Origin of the sequence: Streptomyces sp. V1I1 (genome assembly GCF_030817355.1) — a bacterium.
Taxonomy (GTDB): domain Bacteria; phylum Actinomycetota; class Actinomycetes; order Streptomycetales; family Streptomycetaceae; genus Streptomyces.
Window position 1 is genome coordinate 5,566,155 of sequence record NZ_JAUSZH010000001.1, and the last position, 25,038, is coordinate 5,591,192.

Consider the following 25,038-nt stretch of genomic DNA (forward strand, 5'->3'; position numbering starts at 1 on the left):
GCGTGCCCGAGGGTCATACGATCCACCGACTGGCCGCCGACCACTTCGAGAGGTTCGGCGGCCGGCCTGTGCGGGCGACCAGCCCGCAGGGGAAGTTCTCCGACAGCGCGGCGCTGCTCGACGGCCAGGTCATGGAGAGCACCGAGGCGCACGGCAAGCACCTCTTCCTCGGCTTCGGCCCGCTCGGCTGGGTCCATATCCACCTCGGCCTCTTCGGCAAGGTGAACATCGGCGACGCGCCCGCGCCCCCGCCGACCGACACGGTCCGGCTGCGTCTGGCCTGCCCCACCGCGTACGTCGATCTGCGCGGCCCCACCGCCTGCGCGCTGATCACCGACGGCGAGAAGCAGGCGATACACGACCGCCTCGGCCCCGACCCGCTGCGCGCCGACGACGATCCCGACGGGGCCTGGGCCCGCGTCTCCCGCTCCCGCACCACCATCGCCGCGCTGCTGATGGACCAGAAGGTCATCGCGGGCGTCGGCAATGTCTACCGCGCCGAGGTCCTCTTCCGGCACGGCATCGACCCCTACCGCGCGGGCAAGGACCTTCGCCGCGCCGAGTGGACCGCGATCTGGACGGACCTTGTGGAGCTGATGCGCGAGGGGGTACGCAACAACCGCATCGACACCGTCCGCCCCGAGCACACCCCCGAGGCGATGGGCCGCCCGCCGCGCGTCGACGACCACGGCGGCGAGGTGTACGTCTACCGCCGGGCGCAACTGCCCTGCCATGTCTGCGGCGGCGAGATCCGCACCGCCGGTCTTGCCGCACGCAATCTTTTCTGGTGCGCGTCCTGCCAGGAGGGTTAGTGCCCCACCCCGCCCCTTCCCGAATCGGGGCTCCGCCCCGTACCCCGCACGCCCTTCGGGCGTTGTCCTCCATCTCCCCCCAGACTTCGTCCGGGGGGACCCCAACGGGCTTGATTTCCGCCGGAATCGCCGGACGGGGCCCGTGGCAGAGCCCCGAAACCAGCCCCGCCGGCGATTGAGGCGCGGGGTCCGGGGCGGAGCCCCGCGGGTTCGGCTAGAAGCCGTGCGGCAGCCAGGGCGCGACATCGCTGATGAAGGCCGACGACGCCTCGGCCACCGCCCCAGGCCGCAGCTCCCGCACCCGGCCCGCGCCCGCCAGCGCCGCCAGCGACACCCCGCCCAGATATGCCGAGCCCAACTCCCGTACGGACAGCGCCAGATCGGCGTCGTCCTCGGTCCGCTTGCAGGACGCGCCCTTGCCGTCGCCGGTCAGCCGCCAGCGTCCGCCGTTCCAGGGACAGAAGGCGTCATCGACGTCGAAGACCACGTCCACCGGCGTCCGGTACGTACGCGCCTCAAGCGCTGCGCCCAGATCCACCAGCCGTACGAACAGCCCGTCCCGCACCCGCATTTCGAGCCGCCGCACATCGTTGACAAGATGCAGCAGCGGATCGTCCACGGGCCGGTTGCGCGCCACGACCTTCACCGTCAGGTCGATGTCGAAGAGGAAACGCCACAGCACGGCGTACGTCACGGGGTCGAGCGCCTCGATGTGCCGCAGCGTGATGGTGCCGCTCGGCCCGCGGGGCTTCCACTCCGACTTGTTGTGGAAGCGGACGAAGCCGACGATCTCGCCCTCCCGCTCGGCGACCACACACTGCATCGGCGACGCGCCGTCCCGCTCACCCGGCGGGTCGAGCAGCGGCAGCCGCTCCCAGCCCGGCTTGCGGGCGAGCATGCCCGGCCGTGAGCCGATGCTGCGTACGTACACCGCCTCGCACTCCGCGGCGACATCCGCGACTCCGGCGAACCGCAGCCGGACGGCGTCGGCGCCCTCCGGGACGGTGATCCGTCCCCGGACCGTGTCGATCTGCGCGGACATCTGCTGGGTCGCGATCCCGTAGCCGAACCGTCCGTAGATCTCCGGCTCGGAGGCCGTCAGCACGGCCAGCGGCTCACCCCAGCCGCGTACGTCGTCCAGTTGGCGGCGCATCATCGAGGTGAGCACCCCGCGCCGCCGGTGCGTCGCCGCCACGCTGACCATCGTCACGCCCGCGGCCGGCACCATCGCGCCGCCCGGCACCGAGACCCCGAACGAGAACGCCCCGGCCGTCCCGACACAGTCGTCGCCGTCCCAGGCCCCGAGCGACCGCTCGTGCTCGGTCAGCGAGTCCCACAGCTCGCGCTCCTCCTGCGGCTCCCCGGCCCCGCCGAAGGCGAGCATCAACTTCCCGTACCAGTCGTCCCATTCGGAGGGCCGCAGCACCCGCAGCTCGATCGTCATATGCCATGCCTACCAGGGCTACGGCAACAGGGCGACCCGATATCGAACACATTGTCACAGGGGTCCCCCTGCACGGAACGCGGGCGGATGGATAGGGTCCACGGCAATGGCCCGCGGCTCTGCAGCAGACTCGTACACGGCCCGGTTGCGCAAGGCAGTGCACCGGGCCCGTATTGCGCTGCGCAAATCCGGAGTCGACTACTTCCGCGGCGACGGCTCCGACTGGATCGCGCTGGCCGGGCTGCTGCTGACCATCCCCGCCTTCGCCTGGGGCACGGTCGTGATGCCCGTCTGGGTGTCTCCGGCGGCACTGGTTCTGCCGATCGTGGCCGGCGGTCTGCTGCTGCGCCCGGCGAACCTGCTGGGTCTGTACGCGGCGGCCGCGGCGGCTCTGATCGTCGAGTCGGTCGTGCTCGGCCCGTACACCGAGGGCCCGGCCAGGGTCACCCCGGGCACGGTCCTGGTAGTCGCCGCGTGCGGCTTCTTCGGCTTGCTGATAGCGCAGTTCCGGGCCCGGGTCGGCGTGCCCTGGCGGCGTGGCGGGACGATGCTCTTCGACCTGCGCGAACGCATCCGAATACAGAGCGCCCTGCCGCGGCTGCCGAAGGGCTGGCACCGCGAGATGTCGCTGCGCCCGGCCGGCGGTCAGTCCTTCTCCGGCGACTTCGTGGTCGCGGCCCGTACGAACGGCGGCCGCACCCTCGAGGTCGTCCTCACCGACGTCTCGGGCAAAGGCATGGACGCGGCGTCCCGCGCGCTGCTGCTGTCCGGCGCCTTCGGCGGGCTGCTCGGCTCGCTGCCGCCGCACGGCTTCCTGCCCGCGGCCAACGGCTATCTGCTCCGCCAGGACTGGGACGAGGGCTTCGCCACTTCCATCCATCTCGTCCTGGACCTGGACTCCGGGGACTACGAGCTTCTGTCGGCGGGCCATCTGCCTGCGCTCCAGCTGAACGCGGGCAGCGGCCGCTGGGAGGAGAAGTCCGCGGAGGGGCCGCTGCTTGGCGTCTACGACAAGGCACAGTTCGACCCGGTCAAGGGCTCCCTGCGCCCCGGAGACGTGCTGATGCTCTTCACCGACGGCCTGGTGGAGGCCTCCGGCCGCGACATCAGCGAGGGCATCGACCGCCTCACCGGCGAGGCCGACCGCTATGTCGCCTCCGGCTTCGAGGGTGCGGCCTGGCATCTGATCGAGGCGGTCGCGAAGGACGTCAACGACGACCGGGCGCTGCTGCTGCTCTGCCGGGACGCGTGAGTGCGGGGTGGGATTGCGCCCCCACCCCCGATCCGCCGGCCTCGCGGAGACCCCCTGCGCGAACTCGGCGCAGATCGCCGCGCGTTGACCGCCCCGACCACCCCCGCCTTCGCCGGAGCGCCTGCGTAACGGCGCACCGTACGCCCGTACAGTCGTCCCATGCCGAATCTCACGCTCACTGAGGTCGAGGCCATCGCCCGTGAGGCGCACGCCGCCCAGAAAGACAAGTCGGGACGCCCGTACACCGAGCATCTCGCCGCCGTAGCGGAAGGCGTACGCGCCCGCGGCGGGAGCGAGGAGCAGATCGCCGCCGGGTGGCTGCACGACGCCGTCGAGGACGACGTGCTCTCCCGCGAGTGGCTGGACGCGGCCGCGCTGCCGCAGTCCGTCAAAGACATGGTCCTGGCCCTCACCAAGGGCGAGGACGAGGACCCGGAGGACTACGCCCGGCGCATTCTCGCCACGCCCGGAGCCCGCCTCGTCAAGGAGGCCGACCTCGCGCACAACGCCAACCCGGCGCGCCTCGCCGCCCTCGACGAGGCGACGCGGACCCGGCTGACGGCGAAGTACGCGAAGATGCGCGGTCTGCTGGGCCTGCCGGACGAGCAGCCGACCGACTGATTCAGCGGGTAAGCGACTGATTCAGCGGGTCAGCGCCGGGGCCCCAGCTCCGTCACGTCCCGCCGGAACGCCCACGCCATCTCCGGCTCGGTCACGCACCGCATCACTCGCCGCACCGGCGGCGTGCACAGCAGCGTCACCGCGCCCGCGGCGACCAGCGTCACCACGATCTCGCCGCCCGGCGTGCTCAGCCAGGCGTTCGCCTCGAAGACATGCCCGTAGTCCGCGGCCTTGATCAGCAGGCCGTGCAGCAGATAGCCGCAGATCGTGCCCGTGCCCAGCACCGTGAACCACATCCTGCGGCGCGGCACCCACGCCAGGAACCCGGCCGTGAGCAGCACCGCGCACCCGAAGAACGCCAGGGTCATCACAATCCCCGACCACCACGGCACACCCAGGTCCTGCGCGCTGCTGGACCGGTAGAACCAGCCCAGATCCATCCGGGGAGCGGCCCAGTACGCGAAGACGCCCGCGCCCGCGAAGAGCGGCAGCGCCAGCAGCCGCACCTCGCGCCGCCGCACCAGTTGGAAGTGCTCGGGCTTCAGACACAGCCCGAGCACGAAGAACGGCAGGAACTGCAGCACACGCTGGAGATTGAGGTCCGCCCCGATGTTCGGCGTCAGCGCGGCGAGCGAGGCCAGGGCGAGCGCGACCGGCAGCGGCCACCGGATCAGCCGCCACAGCGGCGTCGTCAGCCGCCAGATGAACAGGGCGACCAGGAACCAGGTCAGATAGAACGGGTCGAGCAGGCTGATCGGCTGCTCGGGGGCGTGCTGCGCCCATCGCCGGAAGAGGGAGTAGACCACCTCGAAGACGATGTACGGCACGGCGATCCCGGTCACCATGCGTCTGAGCTGGTCGGGCCTGCCGGTGTAGCTCCGCGAGAAGTACCCGGAGACGAGGATGAAGGCCGGCATGTGGAAGGTGTAGACGAGCATGTACAGCGCCCGGGAGACGCGGCTGCCCTCCATCACAGGCTCCCATGCGTGGGCGACGGCCACGAGCACGATGGCCAGATACTTCGCGTTGTCGAAGTAGGCGTCTCGCCTGGTGGACTTCGCGGCAGCCTTCTCGGCAGGCGCCGTGACGGCCTGTGTGGCCGTCTTCTGCGTCGTAGGGACGGGCTCCGACTCCCGGGCCTGGGGGAGCGGGGCCCTCTGATATTCATGCGGAGCGTGGAACATCTGAGGCACCCTAGCCTCGCCGATTCGATTTCGTAAAACCCTCTACGGACGCGCCCCATTCGAATCTGAAACGGCCACCAACCGACCACTATGCCCCAATTAATCCCCCTTAAATGGGGCATATCGTCACGTTCATGTGACCACGTGAATTTCCTCACCGACCACCTTCGAATTTCTCGTGTGCGACGTGTGGGGGCATGGCAACGATCAGGCCGAATTCCTTCCCGCATTTCACCCCGGCGGCCGAGTCGCCCCTTCGCCCCTGGCGCGCGCGGGCGCGCGAATGGCGCGATCCCGTCATCGATGATTCGTCAGCGGGCAGCATGTACAGGGCTGTTGGTGGCACGATGGTCAAGGCGGGGGGTGTGCTGGGCCGCACGCTCCCAGGCCGGCAAGGCGGACCGACCCAGGGGTGTGATCAGTTGTGGCCATTTCGCTGTCTGTGGTGCTTCTGTTGGCGATCATCCTCGTGGTGTTGATCCGCGGCGGCTCCATCAAGGCCGGACCCGCGATAGTCGCGGTGCTGTTCGGCTTCTTCCTCGCCTCGACGGGCATGGCGCCGTCGATCAACAGGTTCCTCGACTCGATAGCCGACACCATCAACCAGATCAACTTCTGACCTGGAGCTGGAAACGCCTCAGGCCCGGCTCGGTTGAACAGCAACCGAGCCGGGCCTGAGGCCTGAAGAGAGCGGGCGACGGGAATCGAACCCGCGTAGCTAGTTTGGAAGATCGCGTAACCGGGTGGGGCCTGACCTGACAAGACGCTGACCTGCGCGTTCCTGGAGGGCTCGCTGACGTCCCCCGTTGTTCCCCGCCACTCGCTGCCGCATCGGGCACGCAGGGGGCACACGTGCCTTCTCCCGCGTCCCGCTGGTAGCTGCGCCCCCGCCGCCTGGGACAGGCTAGGCGTTAGGCATCGGCTGCATCTGAATTCCGTGCCGCTTACCGATCTCGATGATGCGATCAACGTCAGGCGGCGTGTCCGACTGGGGCGGCAGCTCCCGTCGCTGAGCGGGTTCACCCGCCTCGGCGAAGAATTTGTCGATACCGCCCGGCGTGTAGGTGATCAGCATCCGCACCGTGCTGGTGGGCTCGAACCGCTCCAATGTGCCCTCAGGGATATGGAAGAAGGACCCGGGTCCGCCTTCGACCGTCTTGCCTCCGATGTGATAGCGCAGCGTCCCCTCGATGACGTAGACGCTCTCGGTCCCAGGGTGAGTGTGGGGCGGTGGGCCACCACCCACCGGAACGGTCATCTCCATGACGGTCATCGAGCCATTGGTCTCGTCGCTCGACGCCTTGACCTCGTAGAAACCGTTCAGCATCCAGAATGCCTCCCCGTCACCGCTGTGGCGCACGTGGGCGTTGTTCGCCATGGGGTCGCTCCTTTCCTCGGTGGACCTCCCGAGGTGTTCCCAGCGGCTCGCCGACCGAAGGCCGCCGTCCGGGTGCTTGCGCGCGTGTGTCGCACGTCCGGCATGACCAGCCCGGACCGTGGAGCCGACCGCCCCAGCCCCGAGCCGGCCGTTTTCGCCTTGGCCAAGATGGCTCGCTCTAGCCGCGCGACCGGCGTAGCCGGGGACGGAGCGGGGCGGAGACAGGAGCGTCGTCCCCGGCGGTGAGCCGGGGAGCGCGCGGCGAGCGGAGCGAGCCGCCTTGAACCCGTAGAGAAGGTTTCTACTGGAGCGCAAGAGTCGGCGGGCTTGGCTGACGCGGACGGGGTACGCACACCGGAAGATCGGCGAGCGACGGCAGTACGACGACAACTCGTTGCGCCCGGAGAGCGGCGACCTCTTACCTGGGCCGGAGCCGTTTGGAGCGGGCGACGGGAATCGAACCCGCGTAGCTAGTTTGGAAGACTAGGGCTCTACCATTGAGCTACGCCCGCAAGCATCGCACCGCAGGTCACGAGGGCCGCGGTTACGAAGAGCATCGTAGCGGGTCCGGGGCGGGTGCCGCACACCCCATTCCGCCCGCAACGCCTCCCTGAAAGCCTCACGGAGAATGCGGCAGCCGCATGGCCTGCGGGCATGTACCCTACGTGTCGCACCGACGGGGTGTGGCGCAGCTTGGTAGCGCGTCCGCTTTGGGAGCGGAAGGTCGTCGGTTCGAATCCGGCCACCCCGACCATCAGCACGATCGCCCTTCAAGATCGCATTGTGGGGCTCATCCTCCTTGCGGCTACTATGCAAACTGCGTGCCCGTGTGTCCGACGCGTCCGACGAACAGCCGGCGAGTGGGACGGAGAGCCGGGCCGATCCGCTGAGCCGCCTCCAGTGCGGCGGACGCAGCAGAACCCCAGAATCAGCCACCAAGGAGACCGAACCGTGAAGAGCGCCGTGGAGACCCTGAACCCGACTCGGGTTCGGCTCACTGTCGAGGTGCCCTTCGAGGAGCTCAAGGACAGCCTCGACGCGGCGTACAAGAAGATCAACCAGCAGGTCACGGTCAAGGGCTTCCGTAAGGGCAAGATCCCGGCCCGAGTGATCGACCAGCGGTTCGGCCGTGGTGCGGTGCTGGAGGAGGCGGTCAACGACGCCCTCCCGAAGTTCTACACCGAGGCGGTCAACGAGGCCGCGGTCAACCCGCTCGGCCAGCCCGACGTCGACATCACGGAGCTGAAGGACGGCGAGACGCTCGCCTTCACCGCCGAGGTCGACATCCGCCCGGCCATCGAGATCCCGGACTACTCCGGCATCGAGGTCACCGTCGACGCCGTCGAGGTCAGCGACGAGGACGTCGAGAAGTCGGTTGAGCAGCTGCGCGAGCGCTTCGCCTCCACCAACCCGGTCGAGCGCGCCGCCGCCGAGGGCGACGTCGTGACGATCGACCTCGAGGCCAAGGTCGACGGCGAGGTCCTGGAGGACGGCGTCGCGAGCGCCGTCCAGTACACGATCGGCTCCGGCGAGCTGCTCGACGGCATCGACGAGGCCGTCACCGGCCTGGAGGCCGGCGGCGAGGCCACCTTCACCTCCGAGCTCAAGGGCGGCAGCGCCGAGGGCAAGGCGGCCGAGGTCACCGTCAAGGTCACCGCCGTCGCCGCGCGCGAACTCCCCGAGCTCGACGACGACTTCGCTCAGATGGCGAGCGAGTTCGACACCCTCGAGGAGCTGAAGGCGGACAGCCGCAAGCGCCTCGAGAACATGAAGCAGTACGACCAGGCCACCCAGGCCCAGGAGCGCGTCCTGGACGAGCTGCTGAAGCTGGCCGAGGTGCCGATCCCCGAGAAGCTCCTCGAGGACGAGGTCAACACCCGTAAGCACAACCTGGTGAACCACCAGCTCGCCCAGATGGGCCTCGACCTCGCCAAGTACCTGGAGATCCAGGGCAAGACCGAGGAAGAGTTCGATGCCGAGACCAAGGAGCAGGCGGTCAAGGGCATCAAGACCCAGTTCATCCTCGACGAGCTGGTCAACAAGGAGAAGCTGAACGTCAACCAGGAGGAGCTCACCGAGCACCTCATGCGGCGTGCTGCCTCCTCCGGCATGAGCCCCGACCAGTTCGCCCAGGCGGTCGTCGAAGGCGGCCAGGTGCCGATGCTCGTGGGCGAGGTCGCCCGCGGCAAGGCGCTCGCCGTGGTCGTCGAGTCCGTCAAGGTCATCGACACCAACGGTGAGGCCGTCGAACTCGAGGACGACGAGGACGAGGCCGAGACCGCCGCCGAGACGGTCGAGGCCGCCGCCGAGGGTGACGGGGACACGGAGAAGACCGAGGCCTGAGCCTCGCGCTGACCCCTACGCCGGGCCCCGGACGCACCCTGCGCCCGGGGCCCGAGTCGTACTGCTGTGCCCCTCGGCACCTTGCGCTCCGAGCGAACAGTTCGGGAACCGGGATGGCGTTGTCCCACCTGCGCGTTAGGGTCCATGAATACGAGGGCAGGGGAGTCCCGCTCCCAGTACGAAGACGCTGAGACGGCCGCAGCCGTCAGAGACGAGCAGGTGGATACGTGACGAATCTGATGCCTTACGCCGCGGGTGAGCCGTCCATCGGTGGTGGCCTCGGCGACCAGGTCTACAGCCGGCTGCTCGGCGAGCGCATCATCTTCCTCGGCCAGCAGGTCGACGATGACATCGCCAACAAGATCACGGCGCAGATGCTGCTCCTTGCCGCCGACCCCGACAAGGACATTTACCTCTACATCAACAGCCCCGGCGGCTCGGTGACGGCAGGCATGGCGGTTTACGACACCATGCAGTTCGTCCCGAACGACGTGGTAACCATCGCCATGGGCATGGCGGCCTCGATGGGTCAGTTCCTGCTGACCGGCGGCGCCTCCGGAAAGCGCTTCGCGCTCCCCAACACCGACATCCTCATGCACCAGGGTTCGGCCGGCCTCGGCGGCACCGCCTCGGACATCAAGATCCAGGCCGAGTACCTGCTCCGTACGAAGAAGCGCATGGCGGAGATCACCGCCCAGCACTCCGGCCAGAGCGTGGAGACGATCATCCGCGACGGCGACCGCGACCGCTGGTTCACCTCCGAGGAGGCCAAGGAGTACGGCCTCATCGACGAGATTATCTCCGCCGCATCGGGCGTTCCGGGCGGCGGCGGCACCGGCGCCTGAGCCCTGAGCTCCGAGCTCCTGAGCCAGGCAGTCCGCGCCCCGGCCACCCCAGCCCACAGAACGCCACCAGGATGGTGAACACCGACATGAGTTACTTCCCCGGCGCCTCCGCCAGCGGCCTCTACACCGGCCCGCAGGTGGACAACCGCTACGTCGTCCCGCGCTTCGTCGAGCGCACCTCGCAGGGCGTGCGCGAGTACGACCCGTATGCGAAGCTCTTCGAGGAGCGCGTGATCTTCCTCGGCGTGCAGATCGACGACGCTTCCGCCAACGACGTCATGGCGCAGCTGCTGTGCCTGGAGTCGATGGACCCGGACCGTGACATCTCGATCTACATCAACAGCCCGGGTGGCTCCTTCACCGCGCTGACCGCGATCTACGACACGATGCAGTTCGTGAAGCCGGACATCCAGACGGTCTGCATGGGCCAGGCGGCCTCCGCCGCGGCCGTGCTGCTCGCCGCCGGTACCCCCGGCAAGCGGATGGCCCTGCCGAACGCCCGCGTGCTGATCCACCAGCCGTCCTCGCAGACCGGCCGTGAGCAGCTCTCCGACCTGGAGATCGCGGCCAATGAGATCCTGCGGATGCGTACGCAGCTGGAGGAGATGCTGGCCAAGCACTCCACCACGCCGATCGAGAAGATCCGTGACGACATCGAGCGTGACAAGATCCTGACCGCCGAGGACGCCCTTGCGTACGGCCTCGTCGACCAGATCGTCTCGACCCGTAAGAGCACGGCCGCAGCGGCCGCCTGACCGGACCGGCGCCCTTGGCGTGGTGCACGACAATGTGAACCGCGCCAAGGGGGGCCCGAACGGGGGGCCCGGCAAGGTACCGTCGGATATGAGGCACCAGGAGCTGGCTGAACCAAGCTGCTCCCAGGCGAAGGGGAAGCACCTCGTGGCACGCATCGGTGATGGCGGCGACCTGCTCAAGTGCTCGTTCTGCGGTAAGAGCCAGAAGCAGGTGAAGAAGCTCATTGCAGGCCCCGGTGTGTACATCTGCGACGAGTGCATCGACCTCTGTAACGAGATTATCGAGGAGGAGCTCGCCGAGACCTCCGAGGTGCGGTGGGAGGAACTGCCCAAGCCGCGCGAGATCTACGAGTTCCTCGAGGGGTACGTCGTCGGGCAGGAGCCCGCGAAGAAGGCCCTCTCGGTAGCGGTGTACAACCACTACAAGCGCGTCCAGGCCGGCGAGAACGGCGGCGGGGCGGGCCGGGACGACGCGATCGAACTGGCCAAGTCGAACATCCTGTTGCTCGGCCCGACCGGGTCCGGCAAGACGCTGCTCGCCCAGACCCTGGCCCGGATGCTCAACGTCCCGTTCGCCATCGCCGACGCGACGGCGCTGACGGAGGCGGGGTACGTCGGCGAGGACGTCGAGAACATCCTGCTGAAGCTCATCCAGGCGGCCGACTACGACGTCAAGAAGGCCGAGACCGGGATCATCTACATCGACGAGATCGACAAGGTCGCCCGCAAGAGCGAGAACCCGTCGATCACCCGGGATGTGTCGGGCGAGGGCGTCCAGCAGGCCCTGCTGAAGATCCTGGAAGGCACGACTGCCTCCGTCCCCCCGCAGGGCGGCCGGAAGCATCCGCACCAGGAGTTCATCCAGATCGACACGACGAACGTGCTGTTCATCGTGGGCGGCGCCTTCGCCGGCCTGGAGAAGATCATCGAGTCGCGGGCGGGCGCGAAGGGCATCGGCTTCGGCGCGACGATCCGCTCCAAGCGCGAGATCGAGGCGAGCGACCAGTTCCAGGAGGTCATGCCGGAGGACCTGGTGAAGTTCGGGATGATCCCGGAGTTCATCGGCCGCCTCCCGGTCATCACCTCGGTCCACAACCTGGACCGCGAGGCCCTGCTCAAGATCCTGGTCGAGCCGCGCAACGCACTGGTGAAGCAGTACCAGCGCCTGTTCGAACTGGACGGCGTGGAGCTGGACTTCGACCTCCCGGCGCTGGAGGCGATCGCCGACCAGGCGATCCTGCGCGGCACCGGCGCGCGTGGCCTGCGGGCCATCATGGAAGAGGTCCTGATGTCGGTGATGTACGAGGTGCCGTCCCGCAAGGACGTCGCCCGCGTGGTCATCACGTCGGATGTCGTCCACAACAACGTGAACCCGACGCTGGTGCCGCGGGAGCCGCGGATCGTGAAGAACGACGGGCGTCACGAGAAGTCGGCGTAACTCAGCCACACGAATCAGCTGCACGAAAGGGGCGCCCGGCCAGTCAACTGGCCGGGCGCCCCTTTCAGTTGGGCCTTAGGGAGATCAGACCTTGGTGCGCGAGGTCTTGTAGAGCTTTGCGGCAAGCTCGGCGACCTGGTCCTGCGACAGTGCCTTGCCGCCCTTGCCCAGCATCTGCGCCACGTCGATGACGTTGACCGAGGCGATGGTGCTGTAGTCGGCCCAGACGCAGATCGGGATCTCCATCTCCTTCGGACCCGTGGCCGACGAGCCGGAGTCACTCGTGTTCTTGAGCTTGGCGTTCTGGCACTTCATCAGGGCGCCCTCGAAGCCGGAGGGCGTGACCGAGGTGGGACTGCCGATGAGTTCGACGTCGACGTCCTTGTCCTCCTCGTCGTCCTTCTTGATGCTCGTGAAGTAGCCGTCGACCGCCTTCTCCGGGTCGGTGACATCTCCCCACACACCGCCGAGGGTGAGAACCTTGCCGCCCTTGAGCGGATCGCTCGCGTCGCCGGCCTTGTAGGAGACGGCCACCTCGGTCGGGTTCTTGATCCCGAGTGCCTCAGCCTCCTTCTTGTCCTTGCCGGTCGAGGGCTTCGACTTCTCGGCGCCGTTCTTCTTGTACTCGTCGACCGAAGCCGCCGGCGTGAGCTTGTACCCCTTGGTGTCGTCCGCGACGTCACTGTTGCCGCCACCGCCCAGCAGGTAGAACGCGCCGCCGCCGATCACCGCGAGCGCCACGACCACCGCACCGATGATCAGGCCCGTCTTCTTCTTCGGCGCGGGCGGCGGGGGCGGAACCTGGCCGGGGTACTGGGGCTGCTGGCCGTACGGGCCCGGCTGCTGGGGCTGGCCCCACTGATCCTGCTGCGGCGGGACGCCCTGCGGGGCCTGCTGCGGGTAGCCGGGCTGCGGCTGCGGAGGCTGCTGCGGGTACCCGTAGCCGGGCTGCGGGGCCTGCGGCGGCTGCTGGCCGTAGGGACCCGGCTGACCGTACGGTCCGGGCTGCTGAGGCTGGCCGCCGTACGGGCCCGGCTGGTTGTAACTCATTCAAGATCTCCTTGCATGGATAATCCGGCGTTCGGGCCGGGGAGGATACTCGCCGGTGCGGCGCGTGTGGCCAAACTGGATCAGGGTTCCGACCCCTCGGTACGCGTCATGTAGGCATAGCCGTCCGCCCGTTGGAGGAGGCGGATATGCCGGTGGTGGACCCCCTGGACGAGACCGTGCCGGGTGCGGATGTTGAAGCTACCGGTGGACCGGACGGCGAGTCTCCCGATGTGCGTACCTGCGCGAACACCGGAGGGAACAGAGGCGCGCGCGTAGTCGCCGGTAGCGAATCCGAAGAAGTGTTTCTGCCGTGGCAGTCGCAGGCGAGGAAAGCCGTATCTGTCGGCACGGGTACGGGCGTACGTCCCGCGCCCGGTCGCCGCCACAGCCAGGACGGTGCGGGGGTACTGCCGTACGGCGTCGAAAGAGCCCACACACAAAGCGTCGAGGCTGTGAGTCTTGGGCAGGCCGTTACGCGTGCGGTTCCACTTGGTCCGTCCGCCGGACGCAGTACGCACCACGGGGAAGGAGATGCCCAGGGCGCGCGTCAGCGCCGAGCGCGTGGCATTGACAGCGGCGGCGCACGAAAGAGGGGCTTTGGCCTGAGTGATGATCTTCGCGAGCACATTTGGCCGGCCGGATAGGAACTCCTCGATAGCCTGGCTGCTCTTGCTCTCGTTGCAAGGGATGCACGCGAGGGTGAGGTTGGAGATGCGGTCGGAGCCACCCTTTGACTTCGGACGGATGTGATCGATGTTCAGTGGCACGCCGGTCGCGCCGCAGTATGCGCAAGCGCGGCTCCACTTGGCGAGCAGATACTCACGGACCTCCGTCCCGTGCAGAGTGCCGTGCTGGTATTCCTCACGCGACAGATCTCTGCCCTTGGACAGCACATGGGTATCGAATGCCACCCGCTCGACATGGACTGCTTTGATGGGGGCCCATCGCGCCAGCCGACCCACCCACGCCATCGTGGTCACGACGCGGTGGCGAAGCGATGGTGCCAGCCAACCGTCAGGCCGGGTTCGGTTGTTGAAGCGCGGTGCGCGATAGCGCAGATTTCGTGATCGTCGGCGCCGACGGTAGGCGGCGCGCCGGGCGAGAGATTCGCGGATCCGGCTGCCTCGGTGGTTGAGCTCGATCGCGTACAGACCGCGCCTGATGACCCCGGTTTCTCCCCCTGCTGGTGTGAAGACTGCGAGGCCGGTGCGCTTGCTGCCGGGGTCGATCCCCAGCTCCACCCCGTCCACCGAGGACTTGGCGACGGTGCGGTCCCTGAGACGGATGACGAAGGGGGCATGCCGGTGAACCGCTGCCCGGCCCTGCTTCAGCAGCTTTCGTGCCCTGGAGGCGCTGGTGGGCTGCAGTGGTCGACCGTGTTTGTCGAGAACAAATACGACAGGGTGAGCCTCACGGCTCCGCTCCCCACCCCGAGGGGTGGGGGTGACGCATCCGACGGCAGGTGAACCACCGGATGTCTCCCCTCGACGATGTCCGCTGCCGGGTGCCCTGCGGCGTCCGCGTCCCGTTTCGTCCCTGCTCCCCGGGGTGTCTGCTGACGCGAATTCGAGAGCGAGCTGCTGAGGAAGCACAGCTCGGTCGGTCTGCTGTCCTACAGCGAACGTAGCCATCAAGGTCACCTCCCCCGTGCGTGATGGCTTGGTCTGGTCACACGTGGCTGATGAGCCCAGCTTGCGGCCGGGGAGCGTGTGACTACTGGGTTCCCCTCTGAACGCTTATGCGTTCCGAACATCTTGACGGAAGCGGGCGAGCCGTGGGGCGGCGGGGTTCACACCGTTACCAAACATCCAGGCAATTCGTACTGAACTGTGGCGGGACCACTCGGATCAGCCGGGCAGCCTCAGCACAGCCCAGACCACTTTGCCCGGTCCGTTCCGTTTACTCACAGCCCACTCGTCAGCCATCGCCTCGACCAGAGTCAGCCCCCGACCGCCCTCCGAATCGGCAGTCTGCGGACACAGAATGGGCTGCTCGTCGGACGCATCGTGCACCTCGATCCGGACCCCTTTGTTTTCGCGCTCGAAGCGCGTCTCGATCTGCCTCTCCCTGGGAACGCGGGCGTGGACCACGGCATTGGTGACCAGTTCCGAGAGGATCAGCAGTGCTGAGTCCTCGATCACCCCCAGGCCCCATCTGCACAAGGCCTGTTGCAGCTCTGTACGCGCCAGGCCAACACATCTGGGGTGCCGGGTCCATCGCCGCACGATGAGCTGCTGGGGCATGTCTTCCATGGGTGCCACCGTCCGAAGTCCGTCGGTCGTTTCGTGTAAACAGTGCGACGGGACAGGAGTGAGGCCCAGGGTCAGGACGTGCGACTGGTGGAATCCAGTAGGACAGTGCGCCCTACTTCCTTTCAGTCTTCGAGTTCGAGGCGAATGGCCAGTTCTCTGATAGGGGAGGACCGGCGCAGTTCTCGTTCCCGCAACTCGGCCACGAGGTGCCGGGAGGAGGAGTGATAGCGCATCCACTCAGGGGCAATCTGCTCGGCGACGAGCAGGGTGCGGGTGGCTCGGTCGTCGTGGCGCAGCTCGGCGTGCGCCATCGCACGGTCGACGTGGTGGCGGGCGAGCCAAGTGGGAGGCAGCGTCGACAGGTCGGGAATGCGCCTCGCGTGGCTCAGCGCCTTGTCCGGCTTGCCCATGTCGACGAGGGCATTCACCGCGGCGACCCCCGCATTCGTGGGGCCGAAGGGTGTGGCGTAATCGAGACGGTCGCTCCCGACCCTCGCCGCAGCCGCAGCAGCGAGAGACAGCAGCTCTTCAGCGCTGTCGTTGCGTCCGGCGCGTACCGCTGCTGTCGCTCCGCGCAGAAGCAGAATTCCCCAGACTGAGAGGTCGATGGGGGCGGACCGGAAGCCGGGCTCGATGCGCTCCGCCATCCGCACGGCCACTTGCTCGGCATCGGAGAGACGGCCCTGCTTGGAGAAGATCCAGGAAAGTGATGAGACTCCGATGATCTCCAACCGTGGGTCATCGGACTGCCGTGCGGCCGTCATCGAGCGCTCGATGGCCGTGTATGCGGCGTCTTCCTTGCCGAAGGCTGTCAGTGTGGTGGCTGCTACTTGATATGCCTCGGCGAGTACGGCGTAGGCGGCCGCGCGGTCGTCTCCCGTGTACTGACGCACCGCGGCACGGGCATCCGCGAGGAGCACGGGCAGTAACGCGGTGATCTTTGTCAGTTCCCCGCGCCTACGGATCTGTTCAGTGCTGCGGATGCTGACGCGGAGCTGAGCCACAGTAGGGGGCGGCGTGTCTTCCTCACTTCCCAAGCCGGGGAAGTCGGACAGGGGCGTCACCGCTTGCCGGAGTGCGAGGAGGCTCGGCGGCTCGCTTCCGTTGGATGAAGCGAGCACCGCTGGGGCGCCGAGCAGCACTGATGTCTCGACGTCCAACGCACGCGCAAGGCTGTTCAGAGTGCCCATCCGGGCTGTCAGCCGCTGGTTCTGTTCCAGCTTGCGCACAGTGTCGATGCTGAGCTGGGCCTTCTCAGCCAGGCCTTCTTGGGTCAGGCCGCGGCGCAGCCGCAGTTCGCCCAGCCGATCACCGATCGTCGCCGCCATCGCCCTGCCCGCCGGGATAGGGAGTGTGCCGACAATCACGTTACGCCGCGTGGTCGCCGGGGTGAGCTGGGTCGCGATATCGGGTTCGAAAGTAGGGTGGCCGCCCCTCTAAACTGAGCCCGTGACCGAGAACGCTCAGCAGCAGCCAGCCAGCAACCCCGAACTGCCGACCCAGTACGCGCCGGCCGAGGTAGAGGGGAAGCTCTATGAGCGCTGGGTAGAGCGCGGTTACTTCACGGCGGACCCCAAGAGCGAGAAGCCGCCGTACACCATCGTCATCCCGCCGCCGAACGTCACCGGCAGCCTGCACCTCGGGCATGCCTTCCAGCACACGCTCATGGACGCCCTCACCCGCCGTAAGCGGATGCAGGGGTACGAGGCGCTCTGGCTGCCCGGCATGGACCACGCCGGAATCGCCACCCAGAACAAGGTCGAGCAGCAGCTCGCCGAGGAGGGCAAGTCCCGCCAGGACCTGGGGCGCGAGGAGTTCGTCGAGCGCGTCTGGCAGTGGAAGGAAGAGTACGGCGGCAAGATCCTCGGCCAGATGCGCCGTCTCGGCGACGGCGTCGACTGGAGCCGCGAGCGCTTCACCATGGACGAAGGGCTGTCCAGGGCCGTCCAGACCATCTTCAAGAAGCTGTACGACGACGAGCTGATCTACCGCGCCGAGCGCATCATCAACTGGTGCCCGCGCTGTCTGACGGCCATCTCCGACATCGAGGTGGACTACCAGGACGACAACGGCGAGTTGGTCTCGATCAAGTACGGCGAAGGCGACGAGACCCTCGTCGTCGCCACGACCCGCGCCGAGACGATGCTCGGTGACACGGCCGTCGCCGTCCACCCCGACGACGAGCGGTACGCGCACCTGATCGGCAAGCGGATCAAGCTGCCGCTGACCGACCGTACGATCCCCGTCGTCGCCGACACGCATGTCGACCCGGAATTCGGTACCGGCGCCGTCAAGGTGACGCCGGCGCACGACCCGAACGACTTCGCCATCGGGCAGCGGCACGGGCTCGAGTCGATGACCGTCATGGACGAGCGCGGTGTCATCACGGTCCACGGGCCGTTCCAGGGACTCGACCGGTTCGAGGCGCGCTCCACCATCGTCGAGGCGCTGCGCCAGCAGGGCCGGATCGTCGCCGAGAAGCGGCCGTACGTCCACTCCGTCGGGCACTGCTCCCGCTGCAAGACCACCATCGAGCCGCGGCTGTCCCTCCAGTGGTGGGTCAAGGTCGGTCCGCTCGCGCAGGCCGCCGGTGACGCGGTGCGCGACGGCCGGGTCAAGATCCACCCGCAGGACATGTCGAAGCGCTACTTCGACTGGGTCGACAACATGCACGACTGGTGCATCTCGCGCCAGCTGTGGTGGGGTCACCGGATCCCGGTCTGGTACGGCCCGAACGGCGAGGTCGTCTGTGTCGGACCCGACGAGCAGCCGCCCACGGGTGAGGGCTGGACGCAGGACAGCGATGTCCTGGACACCTGGTTCTCGTCCGGCCTGTGGCCGTTCTCCACGCTGGGCTGGCCGGAGAAGACTCCGGACCTGGAGAAGTTCTACGCGACCGACGTCCTGCTCACCGGGCACGACATCATCTTCTTCTGGGTCGCCCGGATGATGATGTTCGGTCTGTACGCGATGGACGGGGAGCCCCCCTTCCACACGATCGCGCTGACCGGTCTCGTCCGTGACGAGTTCGGCAAGAAGATGTCGAAGTCCAACCCCAACTCGGTCGATCCGCTGGACTGGATGGACGCGTACGGCTCGGACGCCGTCCGCTTCACGCTGGCCAACGGCGCCAACCCCGGTGCGGACGTGCCGATCGGCGAGGACTGGGTCAAGGCGTCCCGTAACTTCGCCAACAAGATCTGGAACGCGACCCGCTTCGCGCTGATGAACGGCGCGACGGTGGAGGGCGAACTGCCCGACCCGGCGCAGATGTCGGCGACTGACCGGTGGATCCTCTCCCGGCTCAACGCGGTGGTCGCCGAGGTCGACGCGTACTACGACGACTACCAGTTCGCGAAGCTCGCCGACTCCCTCTACCACTTCGCGTGGGACGAGGTCTTCGACTGGTACGTCGAGCTGTCCAAGACGACCTACTTCGCGGGCGGCGAGGCGGCGAAGGTCTCGGCGCGCGTCCTCGGAGAGGTCCTCGACGTCACGCTGCGGCTGCTGCACCCGATCGTCCCCTTCGTCACCGAGACGCTGTGGACCACGCTCACCGGCAAGGAGTCCGTCGTCATCGCCGACTGGCCGGCCGACAGCGGCTTCCGGGACAAGGCCGCCGAGCAGGAGATCGAGCTGGTCCAGCGGGTCGTCACCGAGGTCCGCAGGTTCCGCTCCGACCAGGGCCTGCAGCCCGGCCAGAAGGTCCCGGCCCGGCTCACCCTGGACGGCACCGCGCTGGCGCCGCACGAGGCCGCCATCCGCCAGCTGCTGCGTCTGCAGCCGGAGGGCGAGGGCTTCAGCGCCACGGCGACGCTCCCGGTCGCGGGGGCCACGGTTGCGCTCGACCTGTCGGGCACTATCGACGTCGCCGCGGAGCGCAAGCGGCTGGCGAAGGACCTGGCCGCGGCGGAGAAGGAGAAGGCGCAGGCGACGGGCAAGCTCGGCAACGAGGCGTTCCTCGCGAAGGCGCCGGACAACGTGGTCGAGAAGATCCGCACCCGCCTGGCCAAGGCGGAGGAGGACATCGCGCGGATCACCGCGCAGTTGGACCGGCTGCCGGAGGCGTAGCCCGTACACGAGTCGTCCGCGAGAGGCCCCGGGGTTCCCCCCCCCCGGGCCTCTCGCGGCGTAAAACCCCGTTCACGCCCCGTTCCGAACGTCCCGAAAAGGGCGGGGTGAACGTCCTGTCACTGCTCCTCCGTAGACTGGCCCTGTGAGTGAGCAGCCCGACCCTTTCGACGAGATCGTCGACGCAGAGACCGACCGTGACCCCGACCTGGCGGTGATCGAGGCCGGTAGCCGTACCCTGCGCGCGCAGGCCGGGTCGCCCCAGGGTGACCCCGTGCCCGTCCGGCCCGCCGACCCGGAGGTGGACAAGGCGCTGCGCGCGGTGGAGCAGGAGCTCGCCGGGCGCTGGGGTGAGACCAAGCTGGAGCCCTCGGTCGCCCGTATCGCGGCGCTGATGGATGTGCTGGGCGAGCCCCAGCGCGCGTACCCGTCGATCCACATCACCGGTACGAACGGCAAGACCTCCACGGCCCGCATGATCGAGGCCCTGCTTGGCGCCTTCGATCTGCGCACCGGCCGCTACACCTCGCCGCATGTCCAGTCGGTCACCGAGCGGATCAGCCTGGACGGCGCCGCGATCGAGGCCGAGCGCTTCATCGAGACGTACAACGACATCAAGCCGTACATCGAAATGGTCGACGCGGCTCAGGAGTTCCGGCTCTCCTTCTTCGAGGTGCTGACCGGCATGGCGTACGCCGCCTTCGCCGACGCGCCCGTGGATGTGGCGGTCGTCGAGGTCGGTATGGGCGGCAGTTGGGACGCGACGAACGTCATTGACGCCTCCGTCGCCGTCGTCACGCCCATCGACCTGGACCACACCGACCGGCTCGGCTCCACCCCCGCCGAGATCGCCGTCGAGAAGGCCGGCGTCATCAAGGAGGGCGCGACGGTCATCATGGCGCAGCAGCCGGTGGACGCCGCGCAGGTGATGCTGAAGAAGGCCGTCGAGGTCGACGCCACGGTCGCCCGCGAGGGCATGGAGTTCGGCGTTGTCTCCCGCGAGGTCGCGGTGGGCGGCCAGCTGGTGACGCTGCGCGGACTCGGCGGGGAGTACGAAGAGATCTTCCTCCCGCTGTACGGGGCGCACCAGGCGCACAACGCCGCGGTGGCGCTTGCCACGGTCGAGGCGTTCTTCGGCATCGGCGCCGAGCAGGCCCGCACGCTGGACATGGACACGATCCGCAAGGCGTTCGCCTCGGTGGCCTCGCCCGGCCGCCTGGAGGTCGTGCGCCGCAGCCCGACGGTCGTCCTGGACGCCGCGCACAACCCGGCCGGCGCCCGCGCGAGCGCGGCGGGGATCACCGAGTCCTTCGGCTTCTCCCGCCTCATCGGGGTGGTCGGTGCGTCCGGCGACAAGGACGTCCGGGGCTTCCTGGAGGCGTTCGAGCCGATCTTCGCTGAGGTCGTCGTCACTCAGAATTCGAGCCATCGCGCGATGGACGTGGACGAGCTGGCGGCGGTCGCGGTCGAGGTCTTCGGCGACGAGCGGGTGGTCGTGGAGCCGCGTCTTGACGACGCGCTGGAGACGGCGATCACGCTTGCCGAGGAGGAGTCCGAGTTCGCGGGCGCCGGCGTCCTGGTGACCGGCTCGGTGATCACGGTCGGCGAGGCCCGGCTGCTCCTGGGGAGGGGCTGACATCTGATGCGTACGCTCTGTGCATCCACCTTGATCGGCGAATTCTTTGTGATCGGTTTCGCCGGTCTTGTCGCCATGAAGTCCGACGACCTTTCGGCGGCGACGGTCTGGACGGTCTGCGGCGTCGGCATGCTGCTCTCGGTCCTGCTCTGCGGGATGCTCAGCCGCCCCGGCGGGGTGCAGCTCGGCTGGGCGCTTCAGATCGCGCTGGTCGTGAGCGGTTTCGTGGTGCCGACGATGTTCTTCCTCGGGGCGGTCTTCGCGGGCCTGTGGTGGGCCTCGGTGCACTTCGGCCGCAAGATCGACGAGGCGAAGGCCCGCTGGGCGGCCCAGGCCTCGTCAGAGCCTGACGCTGCGTAATCGGTGCCCCTTCCGGCCCTGTAGCCTCGAAACTCCTGAATCCGCACTGAAGGAGCCCGTACCGTGAGCCAGCGCACGCTCGTCCTGCTCAAGCCCGACGCCGTACGCCGCGGCCTGATCGGCGAGATCATCGGCCGGATCGAGGCCAAGGCCGGCTGGACCATCAGCGCGCTGGAGCTGCGCACCCTGGACCAGGAGACCCTGGAGCAGCACTACGGCGAGCACAAGGGCAAGCCCTTCTACGAGCCGCTGGTCGAGTTCATGGCGTCGGGTCCCGTCGTCGCGCTGGTCGTCGACGGCGAGCGGGTCATCGAGGGCGTGCGCGCGCTGGCCGGCCCGACCGACCCGATCGCCGCGGCGCCCGGCTCCATCCGCGGCGACTTCGGCACCATCGTCCGGGAGAACCTCATCCACGCCTCGGACTCCGAAGAGTCCGCCATTCGGGAACTCAAGATTTTCTTCCCCGGACTTTCCTGATTGGCCGTCAGCCATACAGCGCTCATGACCTGGGGCGACCGAAGGAATTTCGGTCGCCCTTCGGCATACGACCGCGCTTTGCGGGAACGCATCGCTTCGACACCTCGTCACCTATACAGAGGCGGGCCACCGCGCCGTGTCCGTGCAGGCGGCACTACGATGAAGCCTCCACGCCACAGCACCCACCTCGCCATCCTAAAAAGCCATCAATGCTCGATTTGGGAAGGCCAGACGCATCCTCATGGGGAACAACATGTCGTTCATCGGCCGTGACATGGCTGTCGACCTCGGGACCGCCAACACGCTGGTGTACGTCAGGGGCCGGGGGATCGTCCTCAACGAGCCGTCCGTCGTCGCCATCAACACCAACACGGGCGGCATTCTCGCGGTCGGCGCCGAGGCGAAGAAGATGATCGGCCGGACACCTGGCAACATCGTTGCCGTCCGGCCGCTGAAGGACGGCGTCATCGCCGACTTCGAGATCACCGAACGGATGCTCCGCTACTTCATCCTGAAGATCCACAAGCGCCGGTACCTCGCCCGTCCGCGCGTCGTCGTCTGTGTGCCCTCCGGCATCACGGGAGTCGAGCGCCGCGCGGTCATCGAGGCGTCGACACAGGCGGGCGCCCGACAGGTGCACATCATCGAGGAGCCGATGGCCGCGGCCATCGGCTCCGGACTCCCGGTCCATGAAGCCACCGGCAATATGGTCGTCGACATCGGTGGTGGCACCACCGAAGTCGCCGTCATCTCACTCGGCGGAATCGTCACAGCACAGTCCATCCGCGTCGCCGGCGACGAGTTGGACAACGCGATCATCCAGCACATCAAGAAGGAGTACTCACTCCTGCTCGGTGAGCGGACTGCCGAGAACATCAAGATCACCATCGGCTCCGCGTACGACATGGACAAGGACGAGCACACCGAGATCCGCGGCCGTGACCTCGTCTCCGGTCTGCCGAAGACCGTGGTCATCTCCGCCGCCGAAGTCCGCAAGGCGATCGAGGAACCGGTCAACGCGATCGTCGACGCCGTCAAGACCACCCTCGACAAGTGCCCGCCGGAGCTGTCCGGCGACGTGATGGACCGAGGCATCGTCCTCACCGGCGGCGGCGCCCTGCTGCGCGGCCTCGACGAGCGATTGCGCCGTGAGACCGGCATGCCGATCCATATCGCCGAGGATCCGCTGGACTCGGTGGCCCTCGGATCGGGCAAGTGCGTCGAGGAGTTCGAGGCGCTCCAGCAGGTCCTGGACGCCCAGCCCCGCCGATAGCGGACGGGCATGCGGATTCCTCCCCCTGCGCCCCTGGCGGGCGTGGGGGGACCCCCCGGCGTGGGGGAACCCCCATACGGGTGCCTGCCAACCCGTGTGGCGGATCGTTGATATACAGACATCAACATTCCTACGAGGAAGGCACGGCCGTCGCACGTGAGGGACACACGAGAGAGCCGGCTGCTCCTGGTGCTGCTGATCGCCATCGCGTTCGCTTTGATCACGGTGGACATCCGCGGAGGCGAGGAGTCACCGGTTGACGGCGCCCGGCAGGCCGCCGCCACGGTCTTCGGACCCGTCGAGAACGGCGTCGCGGCAGCGGTCGACCCGATAGGCAATGCCATCGGAGCCGTCCGCGACTCGGGCCGGCGTCACGACCGAATCGGCGAACTGGAGCGCGAGAACGCGCTGCTGAAGGCGAAGCTCGGCAGCAACGACCGCAACCGCAGCCGGGTGCGCGAGCTGGACAACATGCTCAAGAAGGCAGGCGCGGGACAGTACGGCATCAAGGGCGCCGAGGTCATCGCCATCGGAGCGGCCCAGGGCTTCTCCTGGACGGTGACCATCGACGTCGGCTCCAACGACGGCATCGAGCGCGATATGACCGTCCTCAACGGCGACGGACTCGTCGGCCGGATCACCACGGTCGGCCCGAACACCGCGACCGTACTGCTCGCCAGCGACCCGGACTTCACGGTCGGCACCCGGATGGAGAAGACCGACGAACTGGGCTTCGCCACCGGTCAGGGCGACCGTCCGCTCTCCGTACAGCTGCTCAACGGCAAGGCCAAGGTCAAGAAGGGCGACCGGCTCGTCACCTTCGGCTCGCAGGCCGACAAGCCGTTCGTGCCCGGCGTCCCGGTCGGTGAGGTCATCCGCGTCGATCCCTCCGGCGGCGACCTCACCCGGACCATCTACGTCCGCCCGTTCGTCGGCTTCACCAAGCTCGACATCGTCGGCGTCGTCGTCGTGGCGCCCAGGTCCGATCCGCGCGACACGGTCCTGCCGCCCAAGCCCGCGGCTCCCAAGCCCACGCCCACGGTCACGGTGACGGTCACCCCGTCCGCGGACGGCGAGGGCGGCGAGCAGGTCCAGGGCGACGGCCTGGATCCGGCCGACGCGAACGCCGACGACCAGAACGACGAGTAGGAGCTGATCCGTCATGCGCTTCAACCGGATGCTGCTCTCCACGACACTCGTCGTGGTCGCCCTCGTCATCCAGGTCTCCGTACTCGCCCGCCTCCAACTCCCCGGCGCCGTCCCCGACCTGCTGCTGCTCGTCGTCCTCGGACTCGCCCTCGTATACGGGCACATGGCCGGCGCCTTCATCGGCTTCGGCGCGGGCCTGCTCGCCGACCTCGCCCCGCCCGCCGACCACGCCGCCGGGCGCTACGCACTCGTGCTCTGCGTGATCGGCTACCTCGCGGGCCTGGTGCGCCCCGACAACGGCCAGCTCAAGTCGGCCACCGGACCGATGGTCGTTGTCGTCGCGGCCGCCATCGGCTCGACGCTGCTGTACGCGGGTGTGGGCGCGCTCGTCGGCGACACCGCCGCCCGCCATGTGGGCCTGGGCAGCCTGCTGTTCACGGCCGCCGTGTACGACCTGCTCCTCGCGCCCTTCACGGTGCCGCTGATCATGGCGCTCGCCAGACGCGCCGAGAGCAATCCGCTCTCCGAGAGCCAGAGCAGCGGCGGCCCGGGCGGAAGCGACGCCGCCTCCCGCTGGCTCTCCTCCGGCACCGGCCTGCGCATCGGCAAGCAGCGCAGCGGAATGCGGGTCAAGGCGGCCAGGTCGCGGGCAGCGCGGGCCGTCCGCATAAAGGGAGTCAAGCGACTGTGATCGAGGG

The 25,038-nt window shown here is 68.1% G+C and carries 22 protein-coding genes and 2 tRNA genes; 16 read left to right on the forward strand and 8 right to left on the reverse strand.

The window, feature by feature from the left end; translation table 11 throughout:
* The first annotated feature begins 2 nt into the window (after positions 1-2).
* Positions 3-812: an Fpg/Nei family DNA glycosylase gene (locus QFZ67_RS26155; RefSeq protein ID WP_307663510.1), complete on the forward strand. Its 810-nt coding sequence runs from the start codon at positions 3-5 to the stop codon at positions 810-812.
* A 214-nt stretch (positions 813-1,026) separates the two neighbouring features.
* Here the strand turns inward: QFZ67_RS26155 and QFZ67_RS26160 are convergent, their stop codons facing one another.
* On the reverse strand, positions 1,027-2,256 hold the full coding sequence (locus QFZ67_RS26160; protein WP_307663511.1) for a GNAT family N-acetyltransferase: 1,230 nt from the start codon (positions 2,254-2,256) through the stop codon (positions 1,027-1,029).
* 106 nt (positions 2,257-2,362) lie between these two features.
* On the opposite strand from QFZ67_RS26160, the gene QFZ67_RS26165 reads away from it, so the two are divergent.
* Both QFZ67_RS26165 and QFZ67_RS26170 read left to right on the forward strand, forming a co-directional pair.
* Complete coding sequence (locus QFZ67_RS26165; RefSeq protein ID WP_307663512.1) at positions 2,363-3,508, forward strand: PP2C family protein-serine/threonine phosphatase; 1,146 nt, start codon at positions 2,363-2,365, stop codon at positions 3,506-3,508.
* Positions 3,509-3,667: 159 nt separating this feature from the next.
* The gene (locus tag QFZ67_RS26170; RefSeq protein WP_307663513.1) at positions 3,668-4,129 is read left to right on the forward strand and encodes an HD domain-containing protein; all 462 of its coding nucleotides are present in this window, start codon (positions 3,668-3,670) and stop codon (positions 4,127-4,129) included.
* 29 nt (positions 4,130-4,158) lie between these two features.
* On the opposite strand, the gene QFZ67_RS26175 is transcribed toward QFZ67_RS26170, so the two are convergent.
* The gene (locus tag QFZ67_RS26175) at positions 4,159-5,313 is read right to left on the reverse strand and encodes an acyltransferase family protein (RefSeq protein WP_307663514.1); all 1,155 of its coding nucleotides are present in this window, start codon (positions 5,311-5,313) and stop codon (positions 4,159-4,161) included.
* Between the two features lie 424 nt (positions 5,314-5,737).
* Here QFZ67_RS26175 and QFZ67_RS26180 point away from each other — a divergent pair, with 424 nt between their 5' ends.
* Complete coding sequence (locus tag QFZ67_RS26180) at positions 5,738-5,932, forward strand: hypothetical protein (protein WP_215097656.1); 195 nt, start codon at positions 5,738-5,740, stop codon at positions 5,930-5,932.
* Between the two features lie 285 nt (positions 5,933-6,217).
* Here the strand turns inward: QFZ67_RS26180 and QFZ67_RS26185 are convergent, their stop codons facing one another.
* Together QFZ67_RS26185 and QFZ67_RS26190 are read right to left on the reverse strand one after the other, a co-directional pair.
* The gene (locus tag QFZ67_RS26185) at positions 6,218-6,691 is read right to left on the reverse strand and encodes a cupin domain-containing protein (protein WP_307663515.1); all 474 of its coding nucleotides are present in this window, start codon (positions 6,689-6,691) and stop codon (positions 6,218-6,220) included.
* Between the two features lie 438 nt (positions 6,692-7,129).
* A tRNA-Gly gene (locus tag QFZ67_RS26190) sits at positions 7,130-7,203 on the reverse strand.
* 165 nt (positions 7,204-7,368) lie between these two features.
* Between QFZ67_RS26190 and QFZ67_RS26195 the strand changes: the two genes are divergently transcribed.
* The 5 genes from QFZ67_RS26195 (at position 7,369) to clpX (ending at position 12,072) form a co-directional block, all read left to right on the forward strand.
* Positions 7,369-7,445 (forward strand) — tRNA-Pro (locus tag QFZ67_RS26195).
* Between the two features lie 197 nt (positions 7,446-7,642).
* A complete protein-coding gene (gene tig, locus QFZ67_RS26200) occupies positions 7,643-9,034 on the forward strand; it encodes a trigger factor (protein ID WP_307663516.1) in 1,392 nt (463 codons plus the stop codon).
* Between the two features lie 239 nt (positions 9,035-9,273).
* Entirely contained in the window at positions 9,274-9,879 is a 606-nt protein-coding gene (locus QFZ67_RS26205) for an ATP-dependent Clp protease proteolytic subunit (RefSeq protein WP_307665972.1), read from the forward strand.
* 71 nt (positions 9,880-9,950) lie between these two features.
* Positions 9,951-10,634, forward strand: a complete 684-nt coding sequence (locus tag QFZ67_RS26210) for an ATP-dependent Clp protease proteolytic subunit (RefSeq protein ID WP_307663517.1) — start codon at positions 9,951-9,953, stop codon at positions 10,632-10,634.
* Positions 10,635-10,779: 145 nt separating this feature from the next.
* Entirely contained in the window at positions 10,780-12,072 is a 1,293-nt protein-coding gene (gene clpX / locus QFZ67_RS26215) for an ATP-dependent Clp protease ATP-binding subunit ClpX (protein ID WP_307663518.1), read from the forward strand.
* Between the two features lie 84 nt (positions 12,073-12,156).
* On the opposite strand, the gene QFZ67_RS26220 is transcribed toward clpX, so the two are convergent.
* From QFZ67_RS26220 to QFZ67_RS26235, 4 genes are all read right to left on the reverse strand, one after another.
* Positions 12,157-13,122 carry a hypothetical protein gene (locus tag QFZ67_RS26220; RefSeq protein ID WP_307663519.1) on the reverse strand — a complete coding sequence of 322 codons (966 nt, stop codon included), beginning with the start codon at positions 13,120-13,122 and terminating at the stop codon, positions 12,157-12,159.
* Between the two features lie 80 nt (positions 13,123-13,202).
* On the reverse strand, positions 13,203-14,753 hold the full coding sequence (gene iscB, locus QFZ67_RS26225; protein WP_307663520.1) for an RNA-guided endonuclease IscB: 1,551 nt from the start codon (positions 14,751-14,753) through the stop codon (positions 13,203-13,205).
* Between the two features lie 216 nt (positions 14,754-14,969).
* Positions 14,970-15,374, reverse strand: a complete 405-nt coding sequence (locus QFZ67_RS26230) for an ATP-binding protein (protein ID WP_307663521.1) — start codon at positions 15,372-15,374, stop codon at positions 14,970-14,972.
* Positions 15,375-15,496: 122 nt separating this feature from the next.
* Positions 15,497-16,741 carry a helix-turn-helix domain-containing protein gene (locus tag QFZ67_RS26235; protein ID WP_307663522.1) on the reverse strand — a complete coding sequence of 415 codons (1,245 nt, stop codon included), beginning with the start codon at positions 16,739-16,741 and terminating at the stop codon, positions 15,497-15,499.
* 82 nt (positions 16,742-16,823) lie between these two features.
* On the opposite strand from QFZ67_RS26235, the gene QFZ67_RS26240 reads away from it, so the two are divergent.
* From QFZ67_RS26240 to mreD, 7 genes are all read left to right on the forward strand, one after another.
* Complete coding sequence (locus QFZ67_RS26240) at positions 16,824-19,445, forward strand: valine--tRNA ligase (protein ID WP_307663523.1); 2,622 nt, start codon at positions 16,824-16,826, stop codon at positions 19,443-19,445.
* Positions 19,446-19,590: 145 nt separating this feature from the next.
* Entirely contained in the window at positions 19,591-21,081 is a 1,491-nt protein-coding gene (locus QFZ67_RS26245) for a folylpolyglutamate synthase/dihydrofolate synthase family protein (RefSeq protein ID WP_307663524.1), read from the forward strand.
* A gap of 6 nt (positions 21,082-21,087) precedes the next feature.
* A complete protein-coding gene (locus QFZ67_RS26250) occupies positions 21,088-21,441 on the forward strand; it encodes a DUF4233 domain-containing protein (protein ID WP_307663525.1) in 354 nt (117 codons plus the stop codon).
* Between the two features lie 63 nt (positions 21,442-21,504).
* Positions 21,505-21,918 (forward strand): nucleoside-diphosphate kinase, encoded by a 414-nt coding sequence (ndk, locus tag QFZ67_RS26255; RefSeq protein ID WP_307663526.1) that lies wholly within the window; start codon positions 21,505-21,507, stop codon positions 21,916-21,918.
* A gap of 253 nt (positions 21,919-22,171) precedes the next feature.
* Entirely contained in the window at positions 22,172-23,191 is a 1,020-nt protein-coding gene (locus QFZ67_RS26260; RefSeq protein WP_142218247.1) for a rod shape-determining protein, read from the forward strand.
* A gap of 156 nt (positions 23,192-23,347) precedes the next feature.
* Positions 23,348-24,340 carry a rod shape-determining protein MreC gene (mreC, locus tag QFZ67_RS26265; RefSeq protein ID WP_307663527.1) on the forward strand — a complete coding sequence of 331 codons (993 nt, stop codon included), beginning with the start codon at positions 23,348-23,350 and terminating at the stop codon, positions 24,338-24,340.
* A 13-nt stretch (positions 24,341-24,353) separates the two neighbouring features.
* Entirely contained in the window at positions 24,354-25,031 is a 678-nt protein-coding gene (mreD, locus tag QFZ67_RS26270; RefSeq protein WP_307663528.1) for a rod shape-determining protein MreD, read from the forward strand.
* Positions 25,032-25,038: the final 7 nt, after the last annotated feature.